This window comes from Chromobacterium haemolyticum (genome assembly GCF_009936155.1).
Lineage (GTDB): Bacteria > Pseudomonadota > Gammaproteobacteria > Burkholderiales > Chromobacteriaceae > Chromobacterium > Chromobacterium haemolyticum.
Genome location: NZ_AP019312.1, coordinates 3,919,238 through 3,935,371, shown reverse-complemented (window position 1 = coordinate 3,935,371; position 16,134 = coordinate 3,919,238). Strand labels below are relative to the sequence as shown.

19 protein-coding genes are annotated in these 16,134 nt (G+C 66.1%); 18 read left to right on the top strand and 1 reads right to left on the bottom strand.

The window, feature by feature from the left end; all coding sequences use genetic code 11:
• Window positions 1–8: 8 nt before the first annotated feature.
• A complete protein-coding gene (locus GYH29_RS18010; protein ID WP_198001599.1) occupies window positions 9–851 on the top strand; it encodes a substrate-binding periplasmic protein in 843 nt (280 codons plus the stop codon).
• On the opposite strand, the gene GYH29_RS18005 is transcribed toward GYH29_RS18010, so the two are convergent.
• Complete coding sequence (locus tag GYH29_RS18005; RefSeq protein ID WP_161524219.1) at window positions 839–1,474, bottom strand: Dph6-related ATP pyrophosphatase; 636 nt, start codon at window positions 1,472–1,474, stop codon at window positions 839–841. The genes GYH29_RS18010 and GYH29_RS18005 overlap by 13 nt on opposite strands.
• Window positions 1,475–1,583: 109 nt before the next feature.
• On the opposite strand from GYH29_RS18005, the gene hemE reads away from it, so the two are divergent.
• From hemE to GYH29_RS24895, 17 genes are all read left to right on the top strand, one after another.
• The gene (gene hemE / locus GYH29_RS18000; protein WP_118268259.1) at window positions 1,584–2,651 is read left to right on the top strand and encodes a uroporphyrinogen decarboxylase; all 1,068 of its coding nucleotides are present in this window, start codon (window positions 1,584–1,586) and stop codon (window positions 2,649–2,651) included.
• A gap of 567 nt (window positions 2,652–3,218) precedes the next feature.
• A complete protein-coding gene (locus GYH29_RS17995; RefSeq protein WP_161524218.1) occupies window positions 3,219–5,393 on the top strand; it encodes a primosomal protein N' in 2,175 nt (724 codons plus the stop codon).
• Window positions 5,394–5,409: 16 nt separating this feature from the next.
• A complete protein-coding gene (gene dacB / locus GYH29_RS17990) occupies window positions 5,410–6,792 on the top strand; it encodes a D-alanyl-D-alanine carboxypeptidase/D-alanyl-D-alanine endopeptidase (RefSeq protein WP_161524217.1) in 1,383 nt (460 codons plus the stop codon).
• A 98-nt stretch (window positions 6,793–6,890) separates the two neighbouring features.
• The gene (gene grxC, locus GYH29_RS17985; RefSeq protein ID WP_039754909.1) at window positions 6,891–7,148 is read left to right on the top strand and encodes a glutaredoxin 3; all 258 of its coding nucleotides are present in this window, start codon (window positions 6,891–6,893) and stop codon (window positions 7,146–7,148) included.
• Window positions 7,149–7,280: 132 nt separating this feature from the next.
• Window positions 7,281–7,733: a protein-export chaperone SecB gene (gene secB / locus GYH29_RS17980; RefSeq protein WP_019101498.1), complete on the top strand. Its 453-nt coding sequence runs from the start codon at window positions 7,281–7,283 to the stop codon at window positions 7,731–7,733.
• A 13-nt stretch (window positions 7,734–7,746) separates the two neighbouring features.
• A complete protein-coding gene (locus tag GYH29_RS17975; RefSeq protein ID WP_161524216.1) occupies window positions 7,747–8,190 on the top strand; it encodes an SH3 domain-containing protein in 444 nt (147 codons plus the stop codon).
• 9 nt (window positions 8,191–8,199) lie between these two features.
• Window positions 8,200–9,204, top strand: coding sequence for an NAD(P)H-dependent glycerol-3-phosphate dehydrogenase (locus tag GYH29_RS17970; protein ID WP_019101500.1), 1,005 nt, complete (start codon window positions 8,200–8,202; stop codon window positions 9,202–9,204).
• Window positions 9,205–9,350: 146 nt separating this feature from the next.
• Window positions 9,351–10,049: a class I SAM-dependent methyltransferase gene (locus GYH29_RS17965; protein WP_043590866.1), complete on the top strand. Its 699-nt coding sequence runs from the start codon at window positions 9,351–9,353 to the stop codon at window positions 10,047–10,049.
• Between the two features lie 156 nt (window positions 10,050–10,205).
• A complete protein-coding gene (locus GYH29_RS17960) occupies window positions 10,206–10,919 on the top strand; it encodes a beta-ketoacyl synthase chain length factor (protein ID WP_161524215.1) in 714 nt (237 codons plus the stop codon).
• A complete protein-coding gene (locus GYH29_RS17955; RefSeq protein WP_043590867.1) occupies window positions 10,906–11,688 on the top strand; it encodes a lysophospholipid acyltransferase family protein in 783 nt (260 codons plus the stop codon). Before GYH29_RS17960 ends, GYH29_RS17955 begins: the two co-directional genes overlap by 14 nt.
• A complete protein-coding gene (locus GYH29_RS17950; protein WP_081575820.1) occupies window positions 11,685–11,945 on the top strand; it encodes a phosphopantetheine-binding protein in 261 nt (86 codons plus the stop codon). Before GYH29_RS17955 ends, GYH29_RS17950 begins: the two co-directional genes overlap by 4 nt.
• A gap of 2 nt (window positions 11,946–11,947) precedes the next feature.
• Window positions 11,948–12,193 (top strand): acyl carrier protein, encoded by a 246-nt coding sequence (locus GYH29_RS17945; protein ID WP_081575821.1) that lies wholly within the window; start codon window positions 11,948–11,950, stop codon window positions 12,191–12,193.
• 1 nt (window position 12,194) lies between these two features.
• Window positions 12,195–12,761, top strand: coding sequence for a COG4648 family protein (locus GYH29_RS17940; protein WP_048412455.1), 567 nt, complete (start codon window positions 12,195–12,197; stop codon window positions 12,759–12,761).
• Window positions 12,758–14,089, top strand: a complete 1,332-nt coding sequence (locus tag GYH29_RS17935) for an AMP-binding protein (protein WP_161524214.1) — start codon at window positions 12,758–12,760, stop codon at window positions 14,087–14,089. The genes GYH29_RS17940 and GYH29_RS17935 overlap by 4 nt, the downstream gene beginning before the upstream one ends.
• A 40-nt stretch (window positions 14,090–14,129) precedes the next feature.
• Window positions 14,130–14,468 carry a 3-hydroxyacyl-ACP dehydratase FabZ family protein gene (locus tag GYH29_RS17930; RefSeq protein WP_161524213.1) on the top strand — a complete coding sequence of 113 codons (339 nt, stop codon included), beginning with the start codon at window positions 14,130–14,132 and terminating at the stop codon, window positions 14,466–14,468.
• Complete coding sequence (locus GYH29_RS24900; protein WP_232060420.1) at window positions 14,465–15,214, top strand: glycosyltransferase family 2 protein; 750 nt, start codon at window positions 14,465–14,467, stop codon at window positions 15,212–15,214. The genes GYH29_RS17930 and GYH29_RS24900 overlap by 4 nt, the downstream gene beginning before the upstream one ends.
• Window positions 15,211–16,119: an LpxL/LpxP family acyltransferase gene (locus GYH29_RS24895; protein WP_232060419.1), complete on the top strand. Its 909-nt coding sequence runs from the start codon at window positions 15,211–15,213 to the stop codon at window positions 16,117–16,119. The genes GYH29_RS24900 and GYH29_RS24895 overlap by 4 nt, the downstream gene beginning before the upstream one ends.
• Window positions 16,120–16,134: the final 15 nt, after the last annotated feature.

Below are 16,134 nucleotides of genomic sequence, written 5' to 3'. Positions count from 1 at the left end.
CGCGCAAGATGCGAATCTTGATGCTGCTGCTGTGCGTTCTGGCGCTGCCGGCGCTGGGGCAAACTTTGTCGATCCGCTACGCGCTGGTGTCCGGAGAGCAAGACCCGCATCTGCCTTATATGCAGGCGTTGTTGCAACTGGCCTGCAGCGAGGCCGGGCTCAGTTGCGAATTGAGCAGCGCGCTGGACATGAACCAGGGGCGGGCGCTGGAGCAGATGGCGCACGGCGACGCCGGCGTGGACCTGTTCTGGGGCATGAGCAGCCGCGAGCGCGAACAGAAGGCCCTGCCGGTGCGCATTCCCTTGTACAAGGGCTTGATCGGCTGGCGCGTGCCGCTGGTGTCGCAAAAACGCGGCCGCTTGTTCGAGAAGGTATTCACGCTGGCGGATCTGAAGGCGCTGAGCGCCGGCCAGGGGCAGGATTGGCCGGATACGCAGATTCTGCGCGGCGCCGGCTTGCCGGTGGTGGCCAGCCCCTTGTATTTGCCGCTGTTCGCCATGCTGCGGCAGGGGCGCTTCGACTATTTCCCGCGCAGCGTGATCGAGGTGGGTCAGGAACTGGAGTCCGAGGCCGCCAAAGGCCTGACGCTGGACCCTTACATCGTGCTGCATTATCCGGCGGCTTTTTATTTCTTCGTGTCGCCGCGCCGGCCGGAGCTGGCCCGGGCGCTGACCCAGGGTCTGGAGGCAGCGATCAAGGATGGCAGCTTCGACAAGCTGTTCCTGCGCTTCAACGGCCCGCGCTTGCGCGCCTTGAACCTGGCGCGGCGGCGTATCATCGAACTGCCCAATCCCTTGCTGCCCAAGGATACGCCGCTGCAGCGCAAGGAGTTGTGGTTCTACCCGCGCTGAGGGTCAGGCGGCAGCAGCTCGGTGAACACGAAACCGTCCCGCTCCACCGTTTCGCCCACCGCGTGTGGCACCGGATGCAGGAACATCGGGTCGTCCCAGGGGAAGGAATGGAACTCGCCGTATTCGCCGCAGGGGTCGGCGTCCGGCGGCAAGGCGTCCAGCAAGTCCTGGCCAAACTCGCTGCCGGCCAGGCCGCGCGGCAGCTTGCGCGGGTCCAGGCAGGTCAGTCTGGCCTTGAGCCCGCTGCGCAGCATGGTCTGCGCCAACTCGGCGGTGGGCAGGCCCCACAGCGGGAACAGCGGCTCTATGCCGCTGCCGGCCAGGTTCCGCTCGCGGTAGGCGCGCACATCCTCCAGGAATAGATCGCCAAAGGCCATCCGGCTGGCGTAGTCCTCGCTGCTGCAAGGGTAGGGGATGCTTACCTGGCGCAGCGGCAAGCCCAGCGCCGCGGCCTGCGCCTGGAGCAGCTCCTCCCGCACCGCGTGCATGGCCACGCGCTGGAAAGCCTGGTTGACGGTGGTGAACAGTCCGACGACTTCAACGTCTGGATCCCGGCGCAGCACATGCAGCGCCCAGGCGCTGTCCTTGCCGCTGCTCCAGGACAAGAGAACGGTTTTCTTCATGGCGCACAGCTTCGCCGCGCGGAGGCGCGCCGCCAAGCGGGGGGGACTGAGCCGGGGGACTCGGGTATAATGACGCTCTATTTTTTCGCCTCTCAGGACTGATTGCCGCATGACCCAGCTCAAGAACGATACCTTCCTGCGCGCGCTGCTTGGCCAGCCCGTCGAATACACCCCGATCTGGATGATGCGCCAGGCCGGCCGCTATTTGCCGGAGTACCGCGCCACTCGCAGCCGAGCCGGCAGCTTCATGGGTTTGTGCACCAGTCCCGACTATGCCACCGAGGTGACGCTGCAGCCGCTGGAGCGTTTCCCGCTGGACGCCGCCATCCTGTTTTCCGACATCCTGACCGTGCCGGACGCCATGGGCCTGGGCCTGTACTTCGCCGAAGGCGAGGGCCCCAAGTTCGAGCGCCCGCTGCGCGACGAAGCCGCCATCCGCGCGCTGACGGTGCCGGCGCTGGACAAGCTGGGCTACGTCTTCGACGCGGTGTCCAGCATCCGCAAGGCGCTGGATGGCCGCGTGCCGCTGATCGGCTTCTCCGGCAGCCCGTTCACCTTGGCCTGCTACATGATAGAGGGCGGAGGCTCCGACGATTTCCGTCACGTTAAAGCCATGCTTTACAGCCGCCCTGAGTTGCTGCATCACATCCTGGATGTGAACGCCCGCACCGTGATCGACTACCTGAACGCCCAGATCGACGCCGGCGCGCAGGCGGTGCAGATCTTCGACACCTGGGGCGGCGCGCTGACCCAGGCGGCCTACCGCGAGTTCTCGCTGGCCTATATGCGCCAGATCGTCGCCGGCCTGAAGCGCGAGGCCGACGGCCGCCGCGTGCCGGTGATCGTGTTCACCAAGGGCGGCGGCCAGTGGCTGGAGGAGATCGCCGCCATCGGCGCCGACTGCGTGGGGTTGGACTGGACCACGGACCTGGGCGCCGCGCGCGCGCGGGTGGGCGGCAAGGTGGCCTTGCAGGGCAACTTCGATCCCAACGCGCTGTTTGCCGAGCCGGCCGCCATCGAGCGCGAAGTGGCCCGCATCCTGGCCAGCTACGGCGCGGGCAGTGGCCATGTCTTCAATCTGGGCCACGGCATCTCGCAGCACGTCAAGCCGGAGCACGCCGGAGCCTTGGTGGAAGCGGTGCATCGCTTGTCTCGTCCTTATCACGCCCAGGGCTGAAAAGCCGGATTAAACACCGTTGGCATGTTTTTGCCGCTCCGGCGGAATTGTCCGCGGCGGACGCACCAAGTTGGCGCGGCTCGGCGGGCATTAAAGCCGGCTTTATCAGTGTGTAAATCCAGTATCAAGTTGTTGTTAGCCGGGCCAGCGGAAAAGGATTTGTTTTTTCAACAGAAAATTTAACTTTTCCCCTGACGCCGTTCGCGCGCCGTCGGGGTATCCTTACCCGTCCGGCCGATGGCTCTCCTGCGGCCGGATTGTATTTTTGCATTGTGATGAATAAGGATATTGACAAGGCGAACCATAGTCGTTCTCTGAGTTATGCACATTTGCTAGTCAGAGTTCAGGTCCTTGTCAAGCCGATTGCTCATGTTTTTTTGATCAATTTAAGCCTTTGAAAACAAAGAGGAAAATAATTGATTAATTTTTGCGCAATCTAACGGAAATGTTGATCTGGGGCCGTTTCGACCGCTAGGCGACAGCTTGTTCACAAAGTTATCCACAGCATCTGTGCACAGTGGCCGCAAAGCCTTGTCGCAACAGCATTTGTCTTCGGGGGCGCGCCGGATGGGGCAACAAAGCATTGTGCAAGTGGCCGTGGATGTGCCGCTGCCAAGTACGTTCAGTTACCTGACCCAGTTGTCTGTCATGGCCGGGCAAAGAGTAGCGGTTTCCTTTGGGCCCCGCCGGCTGTGTGGCGTGGTTGTCACGGACATACCTCAACAGGGTATCGATCCCGCCAAGCTCAAGCCGGTGGAGTCGGTTCTGTCCGGGCTGCCCCCGCTGCCGGAAGACTTTATGTCCCTGGTGCGCTTCGCCGCGGATTATTACCACCATCCCTTGGGACAGGCGCTGTTCACCGCTCTGCCCACCGGGCTGCGGGAGCCCCGCGACATCGTTTTGCCGGATGAGCGTCCATACGCGCTGACGCCGCAAGGCGAGGCGGAGGCGCCGCCGGCTCGCCAGCGCGCGCGGCTGGCGCTGTGGCAGGCCTTGCAGGACGGCGCATTGACGCTGGCCGCGGCCAAGACGGTGACGCCGCAGGCCGGCAAGGTGTTGGCGGATTGGCTGGCGGGCAACAAGGTCCGCCGCGTGGAGCCGGAGCCCCTTCCTTTGCGAGTGGCGGACAGCCCTGAACTGAACGACGAGCAGCAAGCCGCGCTGGACGCTTTGCGCAGCCAAGCCGGATATCAGCCCTGGCTGCTGCACGGCATTACCGGCAGCGGCAAGACCGAAGTTTATCTGCGGCTGATCGCCGATCATCTGGCCGCCGGCCGTCAAGTGTTGGTGCTGGTGCCGGAAATCAATCTGACCCCGCAGCTGATCACGCGCTTCACCCAGCGCTTTCCGGACAGCCGCATCGCGGTGCAGCACAGCCATCTGGCAGACGGCGAGCGCCTGAGGGGCTGGCTGGACGGCTGGCAGGGGCGCGCCGACGTGATGATAGGCACCCGGCTGTCGGTGTTCACGCCGCTGCCGCGCCTGGGCCTGATCGTGGTGGACGAAGAGCACGACGGCTCCTTCAAGCAGCAAGACGGCTTGCGCTACCATGCGCGAGATCTGGCGATCTGGCGCGCGCGCCAGGCCGGCGTGCCCATTGTGCTGGGCTCGGCCACGCCCAGCCTGGAGACCGTGGCCAATGTCGAGGCTGGCCGCTATCGCCGTTTGTCGCTGAGCCGGCGCGCGCACGGTGCGGCGCGGTTGCCGGATGTGAGGCTGGTCGACGTGAGGCGGCAAAAACTGGCCGAAGGCCTGTCCGATCCCGTGATCCAGGCGCTGCGCCAGCGCTTGGCGCGCGGCGAGATGAGCTTGGTGTTCATCAACCGTCGCGGCTTCGCGCCGGTGGTGGCCTGCACCGATTGCGGCTGGACCAGCGGCTGCCCGCGCTGTTCCGCCAAGCTGGTGGTGCACCTGTTGGAGCGCAAGCTGCGCTGCCACCATTGCGGTTGGGAAGAGCAGGTGCCGCGTGCCTGCCCGGATTGCGGAAATCCCGACATCAAACCGCTGGGGGAGGGCACACAGCGGCTGGAGTCCGCGCTGACGCGTTTGTTTCCCGAGGCGCGCATCCTGCGCATAGACCGCGACACCACCAGCCGCAAGGAGGCGTGGGACGAGATCTATCGCAAGGTCCATGCCGGCGAGGTGGACATGCTGGTGGGGACCCAGATGCTGGCCAAGGGCCACGACTTTGGCACTTTGTCGCTGGTGGTGGCGCTGGGCGCGGACGGCGGCCTGTATTCCGCGGACTTCCGTGCTTCCGAACGGCTGTTCGCGCAACTGATGCAAGTGGCGGGCCGGGCTGGCCGCGCCGAGGCCGCCGGCGAGGTGCTGATCCAGACCCAGTGGCCGGATCATGAGCTATACCAGGCGCTGACGCGTCACGATTTCGACGGCTACGCCAAGGCCCTATTGGACGAGCGACGCATCGCCGGCTTTCCGCCCTGCGCCTACCAGGCGCTGCTGCGCGCCGACAGCCCCAGCCTGGAATTGGCCACCGCCTTTCTGGCCGAGGTGCGGCGGCTGGCCGAGCCGCTGGCCGAGCAGGTGTTGATCGCCGGCCCGGCGCCGGCGCTGATGGCGCGATTGGCCAATCGCGAACGCGCACAGCTGGTGCTGGAGTCTCCGCAACGGCAGGCGCTGCACGGATTTTTGAATCAATTGCTGCCGCAGGTGGAAGCGGCGGCCAAACGCCATGGACGCGGCCTGCGCTGGTCGCTGGACGTGGATCCACAAGACATGTGATCGCCCAATGAAAGCAATGAAGAAACAAATCCTGATGGTGGCTTATCTGCTGTTGCCGGCGTTGCCAGCTCGCGCGCTGGACTTGCACGGCCTCAAGCCGGAGGAAGTGGCCGTCTGGGCCGCGCCGGTGGAAAGCGGCAAGGAGCTGGCCGGCCATCGCGCGGACAGCGGGGTCAATCCGGCCTCCACCATGAAGCTGATCACTAGTTGGAGCGCGCTGAACCTGCTCAAGCCCGGCTACCGCTGGCACACCGGACTGTGGTCCGCCGCGCCGGTGCGCGACGGCGCGCTGCAAGGCGATCTTTACTGGCTGGGCGCCGGCGATCCGCGTTTCAACAACGATAGTCTGCTTAATCTGCTGTACGGTCTGCGGCTGCGCGGCGTGCAACGGATAGACGGCAAGCTGGTGTTGGACAAGAGCGCGTTCAAGGGCGTGTCCAGCGCCCACGACTTCGACGAAGACGCCGGCCGCGCCTTCACAGTGGAGCCGGATAGCCATCTGACCAATCTGAAAGTGGCCTGGCTCAACTTTTACGTCGACGCCGGCGGCGCGCGCGTGGCGCTGGACCCGCCGTTGGCAGGCGTTAGCGTCAACGCCAAACTTCAGGCCGGCGGTCAGGGTGGCCCGAATGACTGTTCCGATGTGCGCCGCTACGTCAGCATCGCCAACGACATGCGTTCCGTCACGGTCAGCGGCACTTTGCCGCCCAGCTGCGACGGCGTCAAAACCTTCGTCAACGTGCTGGACCACGACGCTTTCGCCAGCCAGGACTTCGTTGCCCTATGGCAGGCGCTGGGCGGAGCCGGACCCAAGGGCGCGGGGTTGGGGCGGGTGCCGGCCGGCGCGCGCGAACTGGCCGGCCACGACTCGCAGCCGTTGACCGTGGCGATCAGCGACATCAACAAATACAGCAACAACACCATGGCGCGCACCCTGTTCCTGACCTTGGGCAAGGAGGGCGGCGGCGGTGAGGATACCCGCGCCAACGCCGAGCACGCAGTGCGGCGCATGCTTGCGGCCAACGGCATTTCCGATGAAACGCTGGTGTTGGAAAACGGTTCCGGTCTGTCGCGCCGCGAGCGGGTGAGCGCGCGGCTGATGGGGCGGGTGCTGCTCAACGCCGCGCGCGGGCCCTACGCCAGCGAATTCCTGGCCAGCCTGCCCATCGCCGGCGAGGACGGCACCTTGCGCAAGCGCTTCGCCGAGCAAGGCCCGCGGCTGCGGATGAAGACCGGCACCTTGAAGGACGTGAAGGCTCTGGCCGGCTACTGGCTGGGCGCGGACGGCCGCCGGCTGGCGCTGGCGGTGATCGTCAACAGCCCGCGCGCGCCGGAGATGGGCAAGGCGATGGACCAGATCGTCGCCGATCTGATCGACCGCTTCGAGGCCTCCAAGTAAGAACATGGCGGATTGACGGTTTCGGCGCGCGCGGCGGCGGTATAATATCGGGCTTTGCGCGCTCCTCGCCGGAGCGCCCGATTTCGCGAAAGCCATCGATGAAACCCGTAACCATGTATACCACCGCGGTGTGCCCCTACTGCATCCGCGCCAAGCAAATCCTCGCAGCCAAAGGCGTGTCCGACATCAAGGAAATCCGTATCGACCTGGACCCGGTCGAGCGTGACAAGATGATGGATCTGACCGGCCGCCGCACCGTGCCGCAGATCTTCATCGGCGATACCCATGTCGGCGGCTGCGATGACCTAGTGGCGCTGAACCAGGCGGGCAAGCTGGAGCTGCTGCTGGGCGATTGAGCCGTTTTGCCCGCGATCAAACCCCTCGTTTGCGGGCGGTTGGCCCTGAACCGCTTTCGTGCGATGATGCAGGCCTGTTTTAACCATTCCCAAACCGGCCGCTTGCGAGCGGCCTCCGTGTGAGACAAAGAGATGAGCGAACAACAAGAGCTGCAGCCGGCGTTTTCCATCGAGAAAATCTATGTGAAGGACATGTCCCTGGAAGTGCCTAACGCGCCGCAGGTGTTCCTGGAGCAAGAACAGCCGGAAATTGACATGCAGCTGGCCAGCGAAGGCAAGCAGCTGGACGACGGTTTCTACGAAGTGACCCTGACCGTGACCGTAACCGCCAAACTGCCGGAAAAAACCATGTTCCTGTGCGAAGTGGGCCAGTCCGGCATCTTCCAGATCCGCAACGTGCCGGCCGAAGACATCGACCCGATTCTGGGTGTGGCTTGCCCCAACATCCTGTTCCCGTACGCGCGCGAAGCCGTGTCCAGCGTGGTGAACCGCGCGGGCTTCCCGCCGGTGCTGTTGTCCCCGATCAACTTCGAAGCCTTGTACATGCAGCAACGCGCGCAACAGGCCGAAGCCGGCAACGCCTGAGGCGACGCAATCAATGAAACGCCTCGTATATCCGCTGGCGCTGAGCCTGGGCCTGTTGGCTCACAGCGCCGCCGCACTTGAGTTTCGCTCAGTGAAGGAAACCGGCGTGGCGCTGTACGAGGCGCCGGCGCTCACCTCGAAGAAACTGTTCGTGGTGAGCCGCTACTACCCGGTGGAAGTGCTGAGCAGTCAGAAAGAATGGTCGCGCGTGCGCGACGCTACCGGCGGCATCGCCTGGATCCCGGCCGCCGCGTTGTCCAAACAGCGCTGGCTGTTGACCACCGCCGACAAGGCGGAAGTGCGCGCCGCGCCGGCCAACGATGCCCCGCTGGCCTACACCGTGCCCAAGGACGGCGTGGTGGAGCTGCAAGAGCCGCCCAAGGGCGGTTGGGTCAAAGTCCGCCACCGCGACGGCAGCATCGGCTATGCTCGTATTACCGACCTCTGGGGCTTGTAAAGGCTACGCATGAAACTGGCCATCCTGGGCGCTGGCGCGTGGGGCACCGCCCTGGCCATCGCCTTTGCCCGTCACCATCAAGTCACGCTCTGGGCGCGCGACCCCAATCAGGTGGCAGAATTGGCCGCCAAGCGCGTCAACCAGCGCTATCTTCCCGATTGCCCGTTTCCGGATGCGCTCAAACTGTCCGCGGAACTGCCGCGCGCTATCCAGGACGCCGAACTCATTCTCATCGTCACGCCGATGGCCGGTTTGCGGCCCACGCTGCGGGCGTTGACCGCGCTGTCTTCGCACCTGCCGCCGCTGCTGTGGGCCTGCAAGGGCTTTGAGGCGGGCTCCAGCTTGCTGCCGCACCAAGTGGTGGCAGAGGAATTGCCGGCCAATCACCGCTGCGGCGTGCTGTCCGGCCCCAGCTTCGCCCGCGAAGTGGCGCAGGGCCTGCCGGCGGCGGCGGCCATCGCCTCCGACGACGAAGCCTTCGCCCGGCAAGTGGCGCGCGATCTGCACAGCCCGCTGCTGCGGCTCTACGCCAACGCCGACCTGGTGGGGGTGGAGGTGGGCGGCGCGGTCAAGAACGTGATGGCCATCGCCACCGGCGTGGCCGACGGCCTGGAGTACGGTATGAACGCCCGCGCCGCGCTGATCACTCGCGGCCTGGCCGAAATCACCCGCCTGGCCACCGCGCTGGGTGCCAGCCAGCACACTATGATGGGCCTGGCCGGCATGGGGGACTTGATCCTCACCTGCACCGGCGCGCTGTCGCGCAATCGCCAGGTGGGCTTGAAGCTGGCCGAAGGCAAGCCGCTGCAGCAGGCGCTGCAAGAGCTGGGCCATGTGGCCGAAGGCGTGGCCACCGCCCGCGAAGTGCTGACCATGGCGGAGAGGCTGGAAGTGGACATGCCCATCACCGCCGCGGTCTGCGGCCTGCTCTACCAGGGGCACGATCCGCAGCGGGTGGTGCTGGGCCTGCTCAGCCGTTCGCCCAAATCCGAGGATGGCGATCTATTGCAGTAAGCCCCCGCTTGGATCGGATGCGACAACAGCCGCCTTGGCGGCTGTTTTTTGTCCTTGCAGCGAGCGCGCCCCTTAGTCTCTGCCTTTGGCGGAAACGAGGGCGAGGGGCTGGCTGCTTTTGTTGGATATCTTGCTTGAATCTGAGAATGCAGAATACTTTTCCCTTTGTAGAAGAAACGCGTTTTGGCAATTGGTTCCTGAATACGGCCACCTGGAAAGTGCACGTCTTGCGGCGTGCCTTGAACGATCTGGAGCGGATGATGCCGCCGCGGCGCGCGTTCGCCCGGGTGTTGGACGTGGGCTGCGGGTTTGGGCATTCCTTCGACGAGCTGGCCCGCAGATTCGCGCCGGACGAGATCGTGGCGCTGGACGCGGATCCGGCGATCGAACAGCGTGCGCGCCCGGCCGCCGACCGCTGCGCGCGCAAAGTGACGCTGGCCTTCGGCAATGCGTCGCGCATGGAGTACGCCGACGAGAGTTTCGACATGGTGTATTGCCACCAAAGCTTCCACCATCTGGTGGAGCAGGAGGCGGCGATGCGGGAGTTCTTCCGGGTGCTGAAGCCGGGCGGGGTGCTGCTGTTCGCCGAGTCGACCAGGCGCTACATCCACTCCCTGCCTATCCGTCTATTGTTCCGCCACCCGATGGAGATTCAGAAAACCGCCGACGAATACCTGGGCCTGCTGCGCGGGGCCGGTTTCGACCTGCCGGACGCGCGCGTGTCCATGCCCTATCTGTGGTGGAGCCGGCCGGACTTGGGCGCGCTGGAGTGGTTTGGCTTCAAGGTGCCGCAGAAGCGCGAGGAAACCCTGGTCAACGCGGTGGCGATCAAACCGGCCGTTTAATCCCGTGGCGAGGTTTTTGTTGCGCTTGCGACAAAATGGGACGGATTCGTAACCATCGTTTAATGCCGTATGCTTGTTTACTTGTTGGCTGAGTGTGAACAATTTAGAATACGCTCCTTTTTTTGATTGACAGGCTTGCGGATGGCGGAAGTGACAATGAGCGGCGAACCCACGCTGGCGATTCGGCGTTGGGCGGCTTGGATGCCGGGCCGCGAGTCGGCCGCCGACTGGGCGCAACGGCCGTTGCAGAAGGCCGAGGCGCCCGTCGCGTATCCGGACTGCCGTTTTGTCGACGCGTCGCAGCGGCGTCGCTTGAGCCCGCTGGCGCGCATCTGTCTGCATTTGGCCCAAGCGTGCGCGGCGGACGTTCCGGCGGCGAAGCTGGTGTTCGCCTCCCGTCATGGCGAGGTCAACCGCACGCACTTGATGCTGGAAGACATCGCCGCCGACTCGCCGGTGTCCCCGACGGTGTTCGGGCTGTCGGTCCATAACGCGATTGCCGGCATGCTGTCCTTGCTGCGCCGCGACGCGTCGGCGGCGAGCGCGGTGGCCGCCGGCGAACAGACTTTGGGCTACGGCCTGCTGGAGGCGGCGCTGGAAGCGGCGGCGGATCCCTCGCAACCGGTGCTGCTGCTGTTCGCGGACCTGCCCCTGCTTCCCTTCTATCAAGGCGCCGACGACGGTCTGGATCAGCCTCAGGGACTGGCGTTGCTGTTGCAAGCCGGCGCGCCGCGCTGGAGCTTGCGGCAGGACGCGCATGCGCGCGCGCCGGAGGGCTGGCCGCAGCCGGCCTGGCTGGCGCACGGGCTGGCCGGCGAGCGGCCGCGGCTGGAGCTGAACGGCTGGAGGCTGTGCCGTGAGGGGACTTAATTACTGCTGGCGCTTGTTGATGACGGCCTTGGCGTTCTCCTTGTTCAGCGAGGGCGCCTTGTTGCTGACCTTGGTGGTGTTTCCGGCTTTGCGGCTGGTGCCCAAGCGCAACGGCCGCCGCCAGCGGCTGGCGCGCGCCATCATCCAGCGCGCTTTCGCCCTGTTCATCGCCTTCATGCGCCGCAGCGGCATCATGACGCTGCGCATGAACGGCGAACAGCAACTGGAACAGGCGCGGGGCACGCTGGTGCTGGCCAATCACCCGACCCTGATCGACGTGGTGGCCATCATCGCCCGCATGCCCAACGCCAACTGCGTAGTAAAGGCCGCGCTGTGGGACAGCTCCTTCCTGGGGGGCGTGGTGCGCGCCGCCGGCTATATCCGCAACGACGATTCCGGCAGCTTGATCGCGGACTGCGCCGCCTCGCTGCGACGAGGCGACAACCTGCTGATCTTTCCGGAGGGCACGCGCACCGTGCCTGGGCGCGAGCTCAAGTTTCAACGCGGCGCCGCCCATATCGCGCTGGCGGCTCAGGTCCCCATCTTGCCGGTGATGCTGAGCTGCAGCCCGTCCACGCTGACCAAGGACAAGCGCTGGCACCAGATTCCGCCGCGGCGTTTCGATTTCGGCCTGGACGCCGGCCGGCCGCTGGCCTTGGCGGAGCTGTTGCCGGCTGATACGCAGCCGTCGCTGGCCTCCCGCCGTTTGAGCGAGGCCTTGCAACATTATTTCAGCCAAACATTGGCAAGGAAGGAAAGCTGGACATGAATGCGCTGGAACATGAAATCAAGTTGTTGATCATTTCGGCCTTGGAACTGGAAGACGTGAGCGTCGAGGATATCGACGCCGCAGCGCCGTTGTTTGGCGAAGGATTGGGCTTGGATTCCATCGACGCGCTGGAATTGGGCGTGGCATTGAAAAAGACATACAAGGTGAAGCTGGAAGCCAACGATCCCGCCACCAAGGCGCATTTCGCCTCGGTGGCCAGCCTGGCTCGCTTTATCGCAACGCAACAGGAAGCATGAGAATGACCCGTGAGCAAATTTTGAATGAACTGAGGATCATTCTACAGGACACTTTCGAGATCGAACCGCAACGCGTGACGGCGGAGGCCAATCTGTTCGTCGACCTGGAGCTGGACTCCATCGACGCGGTGGACCTGGCGATCAAGCTGCAGCAGTTGACCGGCAAGCGCATCAAGCCGGACGGATTCAAAACGGTGCGCACCGTGGATGACGTGATCACCGCGGTTGAGCAATTGCTGGCCGCCTGAGATGTCGGCGACGCGCCTGTTGGCGGCGCTGGGCGCTTGTTGCTATCCGCTCGCCGTCTTTCTGGGCCTGCAATATTTCCCGCCCCGCGCGGTCGGCGCCGCCTTGCTGCTGCTGCTCTTGCTGCGCTACCGACGGCAAAGCCGCGCGCTGTGGCGCGATCTGGCCGCGGCCCAGCGCGGTGCCTTGCTGGGCATGATCGTCCTGTCCGCGCTGGTGGCGCTGACCGGCAGCGCCTTGCTGCTGCGCTTGACGCCGGCCTTCATCAGCCTGTCCATGCTGTGGGTGTTCGCCCATTCGCTGCGCCATCCGCCCACGATGATTGAACGCTTCGCCCGTCAGATCACGCCGGACTTGCCGCCGGAAGGCGTGGTCTACACCCGGCGCGTGACCCGCGTCTGGTGCGGATTTTTCGTCTTCAACGCGGCGGCGGCGCTGTATACCGCCTTGCCGGCGGGACAGGCGTTCTGGCTTTGGTACAACGGCCTGGCGTCCTATCTGTTGATGGGCGCCTTGTTCGGCGGCGAATGGCTGTACCGGCGCTGGCGTTTTCCCGAGGCGCGGACATGAGCTTGCTGGCCCTGGAGCATTTGTTGAGCGGCGAGCGCGATCCGGAGCGGGTGGCGGCCTTGCGCGACGGCCGGCCCTTGTTGTGGCGAGACTTCACCGGCGCGGTGGCCGGCGCGGCCGCCACGCTTGAACCCGGCCGGCGCTATGCCTTGATCGCGGCGGACGCCTGGCTGTTCGCCGTCGGCCTGTTTGCGGTTTGGCGCGCCGGCGCGGAGGCGATGGTGCCCAACAACGCCTTGCCCGCCACCTTGAGCGCGCTGGCGCCGGCTTTCGACGAGGTATTGGACGACGCCGCGCTGCGGGCGCGGATGAGCGCGCCGGCCGCGTCAGCGGCGACGCAGGCCTTGGACGGGGAGGGCTGCCGGCTGACCTTGTTCACCTCCGGCTCCACCGGCGAGCCCAAGTCCATCGTCAAATGCCTGCGGCAGCTCTCGGCCGAAGTCGCGGTGCTGGAGCGCAGTTTCGGCGCGCAGGCCGGCGACGCCTGCGTGCTGGCGACGGTGCCGCATCATCATATTTACGGGCTGCTGTTTCGTCTGCTGTGGCCCTTGAGCGCCGGCAGGGTGTTCGAAGCGACGCCGCATTTCCTGCCGGAGGACTTGCTGGAGGCCGCCGCCGGCGTGGGCCGGGCGGTCTTGATCGGCAGTCCGGCGCAGCTGTCGCGGCTGCCCGAGCTGATCGACCTGCCGGCCTTGCTGTCGCGGACGCGCTTGTGCGTGTCCTCGGGCGGCCCGCTGCCGGCTGACGCCGCAGCGGCTTTCGCCGCCGCCGGCGGCGAGCCGCCGCTGGAGATCTTCGGCAGCACCGAGACCGGCGGCGTGGCCTGGCGCCGTCAGCTCGACGGCGACCGCGCCTGGACGCCGCTGCCCTCGGTGCGCTGTTCCGTCGGCGAGGAGGGCGCTTTGCGGGTCGCGTCTCCCTTCCTGCCGGACGACGCGCCCTGGCTGGCCTCGGACGCCGTCGAGTTTCTGCCGGACGGCCGCTTCCTGTTGCAAGGGCGGCGGGACCGGGTGGTGAAACTGGCGGAAAAGCGGCTGTCGCTGGGCGAGCAGGAGCAAAGACTGGCCGATCATCCGTGGCTGGCCGCCGCCGCTCTGCTGGTGCTGCCGGGGCGGCGCGACACGCTGTGCGCCGTCGTCGCGCTGTCGGCGCAGGGGAAGGAGCAACTCCATTCCCTGGGCAAGCTGGCCGTGCAGCAGGCGCTGCGACGCTATCTGGCGGCCTGGTACGAGCCGGTGCTGCTGCCGCGCCGCTGGCGCTTTGTCGACCTCCTGCCGCAGACCGAGCGCGGCAAGCCGGACCGGACGGCGATGCTGGAGCTGTTTTGAATTGGAAGGTATTGGCGCAATGACTCCCTCGCAGGCTTTCATGCCTCCTTATTCCGTGTTGGAACAGACGGAGGACGCCTGCCGCGTGGCCATCCCGCTGGCGGCGGACGCGGCCTGCTTTGACGGACATTTTCCGGGCTTCCCGGTGCTGCCCGGCGTGGTGCAGCTGCATTGGGCGGTGAGCATCGCCGCCCGGACGCTGGGCGCCGCCGGCGTTTTCGCCGGCATGGATCAGATCAAGTTCACCGGCATCGTCCAGCCGGGCGACGCCCTGGAGCTGGCCTTGCAGCTCGACGCGGCCGCCGGCCGCGTCAGCTTCGTCTACGAAGTGGAGGGCCGCAAGATGTCTTCCGGCCGGCTGCGGATGCAAGCGCAATGAGTTTTCGCCCCTGTCTGATCATTCCCTGTTACAACCATGGTTCCACCATGGGCGGAGTCTTGGAGCGGCTGCGGCCTTACGGCGTGCCCGCCTGGGTGGTGGACGACGGCAGCGACGAAGCCACCCGGCTGACGCTGGAGGCGCTGGCGCGCGCGGAGCCCTGGGTGCGGCTGCTGCGTTTGCCGCGCAACGGCGGCAAGGGCGCGGCGGTGACGCACGCGATGCGGCTGGCCTACCAAGAGGGTTACAGCCACGCCTTGCAGGTGGACGCTGACGGCCAGCACGCGCTGAGCGACGTGCCGCGCTTTTTGGAGCGGGCCGCGCAGCGGCCCGACGCGGTGATCGCCGGCCGCCCCCTGTACGACGCCAGCGTGCCCAAGGCCCGCTTGTACGGCCGCTACCTGACCCATTTCTGGGTGTGGGTTGAAACCTTGTCCTTCGACATCGCCGACTCCATGTGCGGTTTCCGCTGCTACCCGCTGGCGGCGACGGAAGCCTTGCTGCGGCGAACCCGCATTCCGCGGCGGATGGATTTCGACATCGAAATCATCGTACGTCTGCATTGGGCCGGCGCGCCGGTGCTCAACCTGCCGACCAGGGTGACGTATCCGCCCGGCGGACTCTCCCATTTCGACGCCCTGCGCGACAATGCGCGCATCAGCCTGATGCACACCCGGCTGGCCTTGGGCATGCTGCCGCGTGCGCCGCGGCTGCTGCGCCGGCGTTGGCGCGAGGCGCGCGCGTGAGCTGGGCCGCCACCGCGGAGCGCGGTTCGCTGTTGGGCATGAAAATCCTGCTGTGGTTCTACCGCCTGCTGGGCGCGCGCTCGGTACGGCTGCTGCTCTATCCCATCGTCGCCTACTTCTTCCTCACCGGCCGCGCCGCCCGCGCCGCCTCCCGCGACTTTCTGCGGCGCGCGCGCACCGCCGACGGCGATTCGTCGCCGGTCCGCGCGCTGGACGTCTACCGCCACCTCTACAGCTTCGCCGAGGCCGCCGCCGACAAAATGGCGGCTTGGGCCGGCGGCCTGCCGCCGGAAGCGGTGGCCGCGCCGGGCAGCGACGATATGCGGGCGCTGCTGGCGAGCGGGCGCGGGGCGCTGCTGGTGGGCTCCCATCTGGGCAACCTGGAAATGTGCCGGGCGCTGGGGCACGCGGCCGGCGCGCGCCGGGTCAACGCCGTGGTCTACACCCGGAACGCCGCGCGGTTTTCCCGGTTGCTGGCCGCGGCCAGTGGCGACTACGCCGTCAACCTGATCCAGGTGCAGGACATGGGCGTGGACACCGCCATCCTGCTCAAGGACAAGATAGACAACGGCGAGTGGGTGGTGATCGTCGGCGACCGCACCCCGGCCAGCGACAACGGCCGGGTGCAGCGCGCCGAATTCCTGGGCGGCTCCGCCGCCTTCGCCGAGGGGCCGTGGATTCTGGCCAGCCTGCTCGAATGTCCGGTCTACCTGCTGTTCTGCCTCAAGGAGAAGCGGCGCTACCGCATTGCCTTGGAGCCATTCGAGGAAAGACTGCGCCTGCCGCGCCGCGAGCGCGGCGAGGCTTTGCGGCGGACGATTCAGCGTTACGCCGATCGCCTGGCCTGGCATGCGCGGCGCTCGCCGCTGCAATGGTTCAATTTTTACGATTTCTGGCGCGCTTAGCCGGAATCAAAGCTG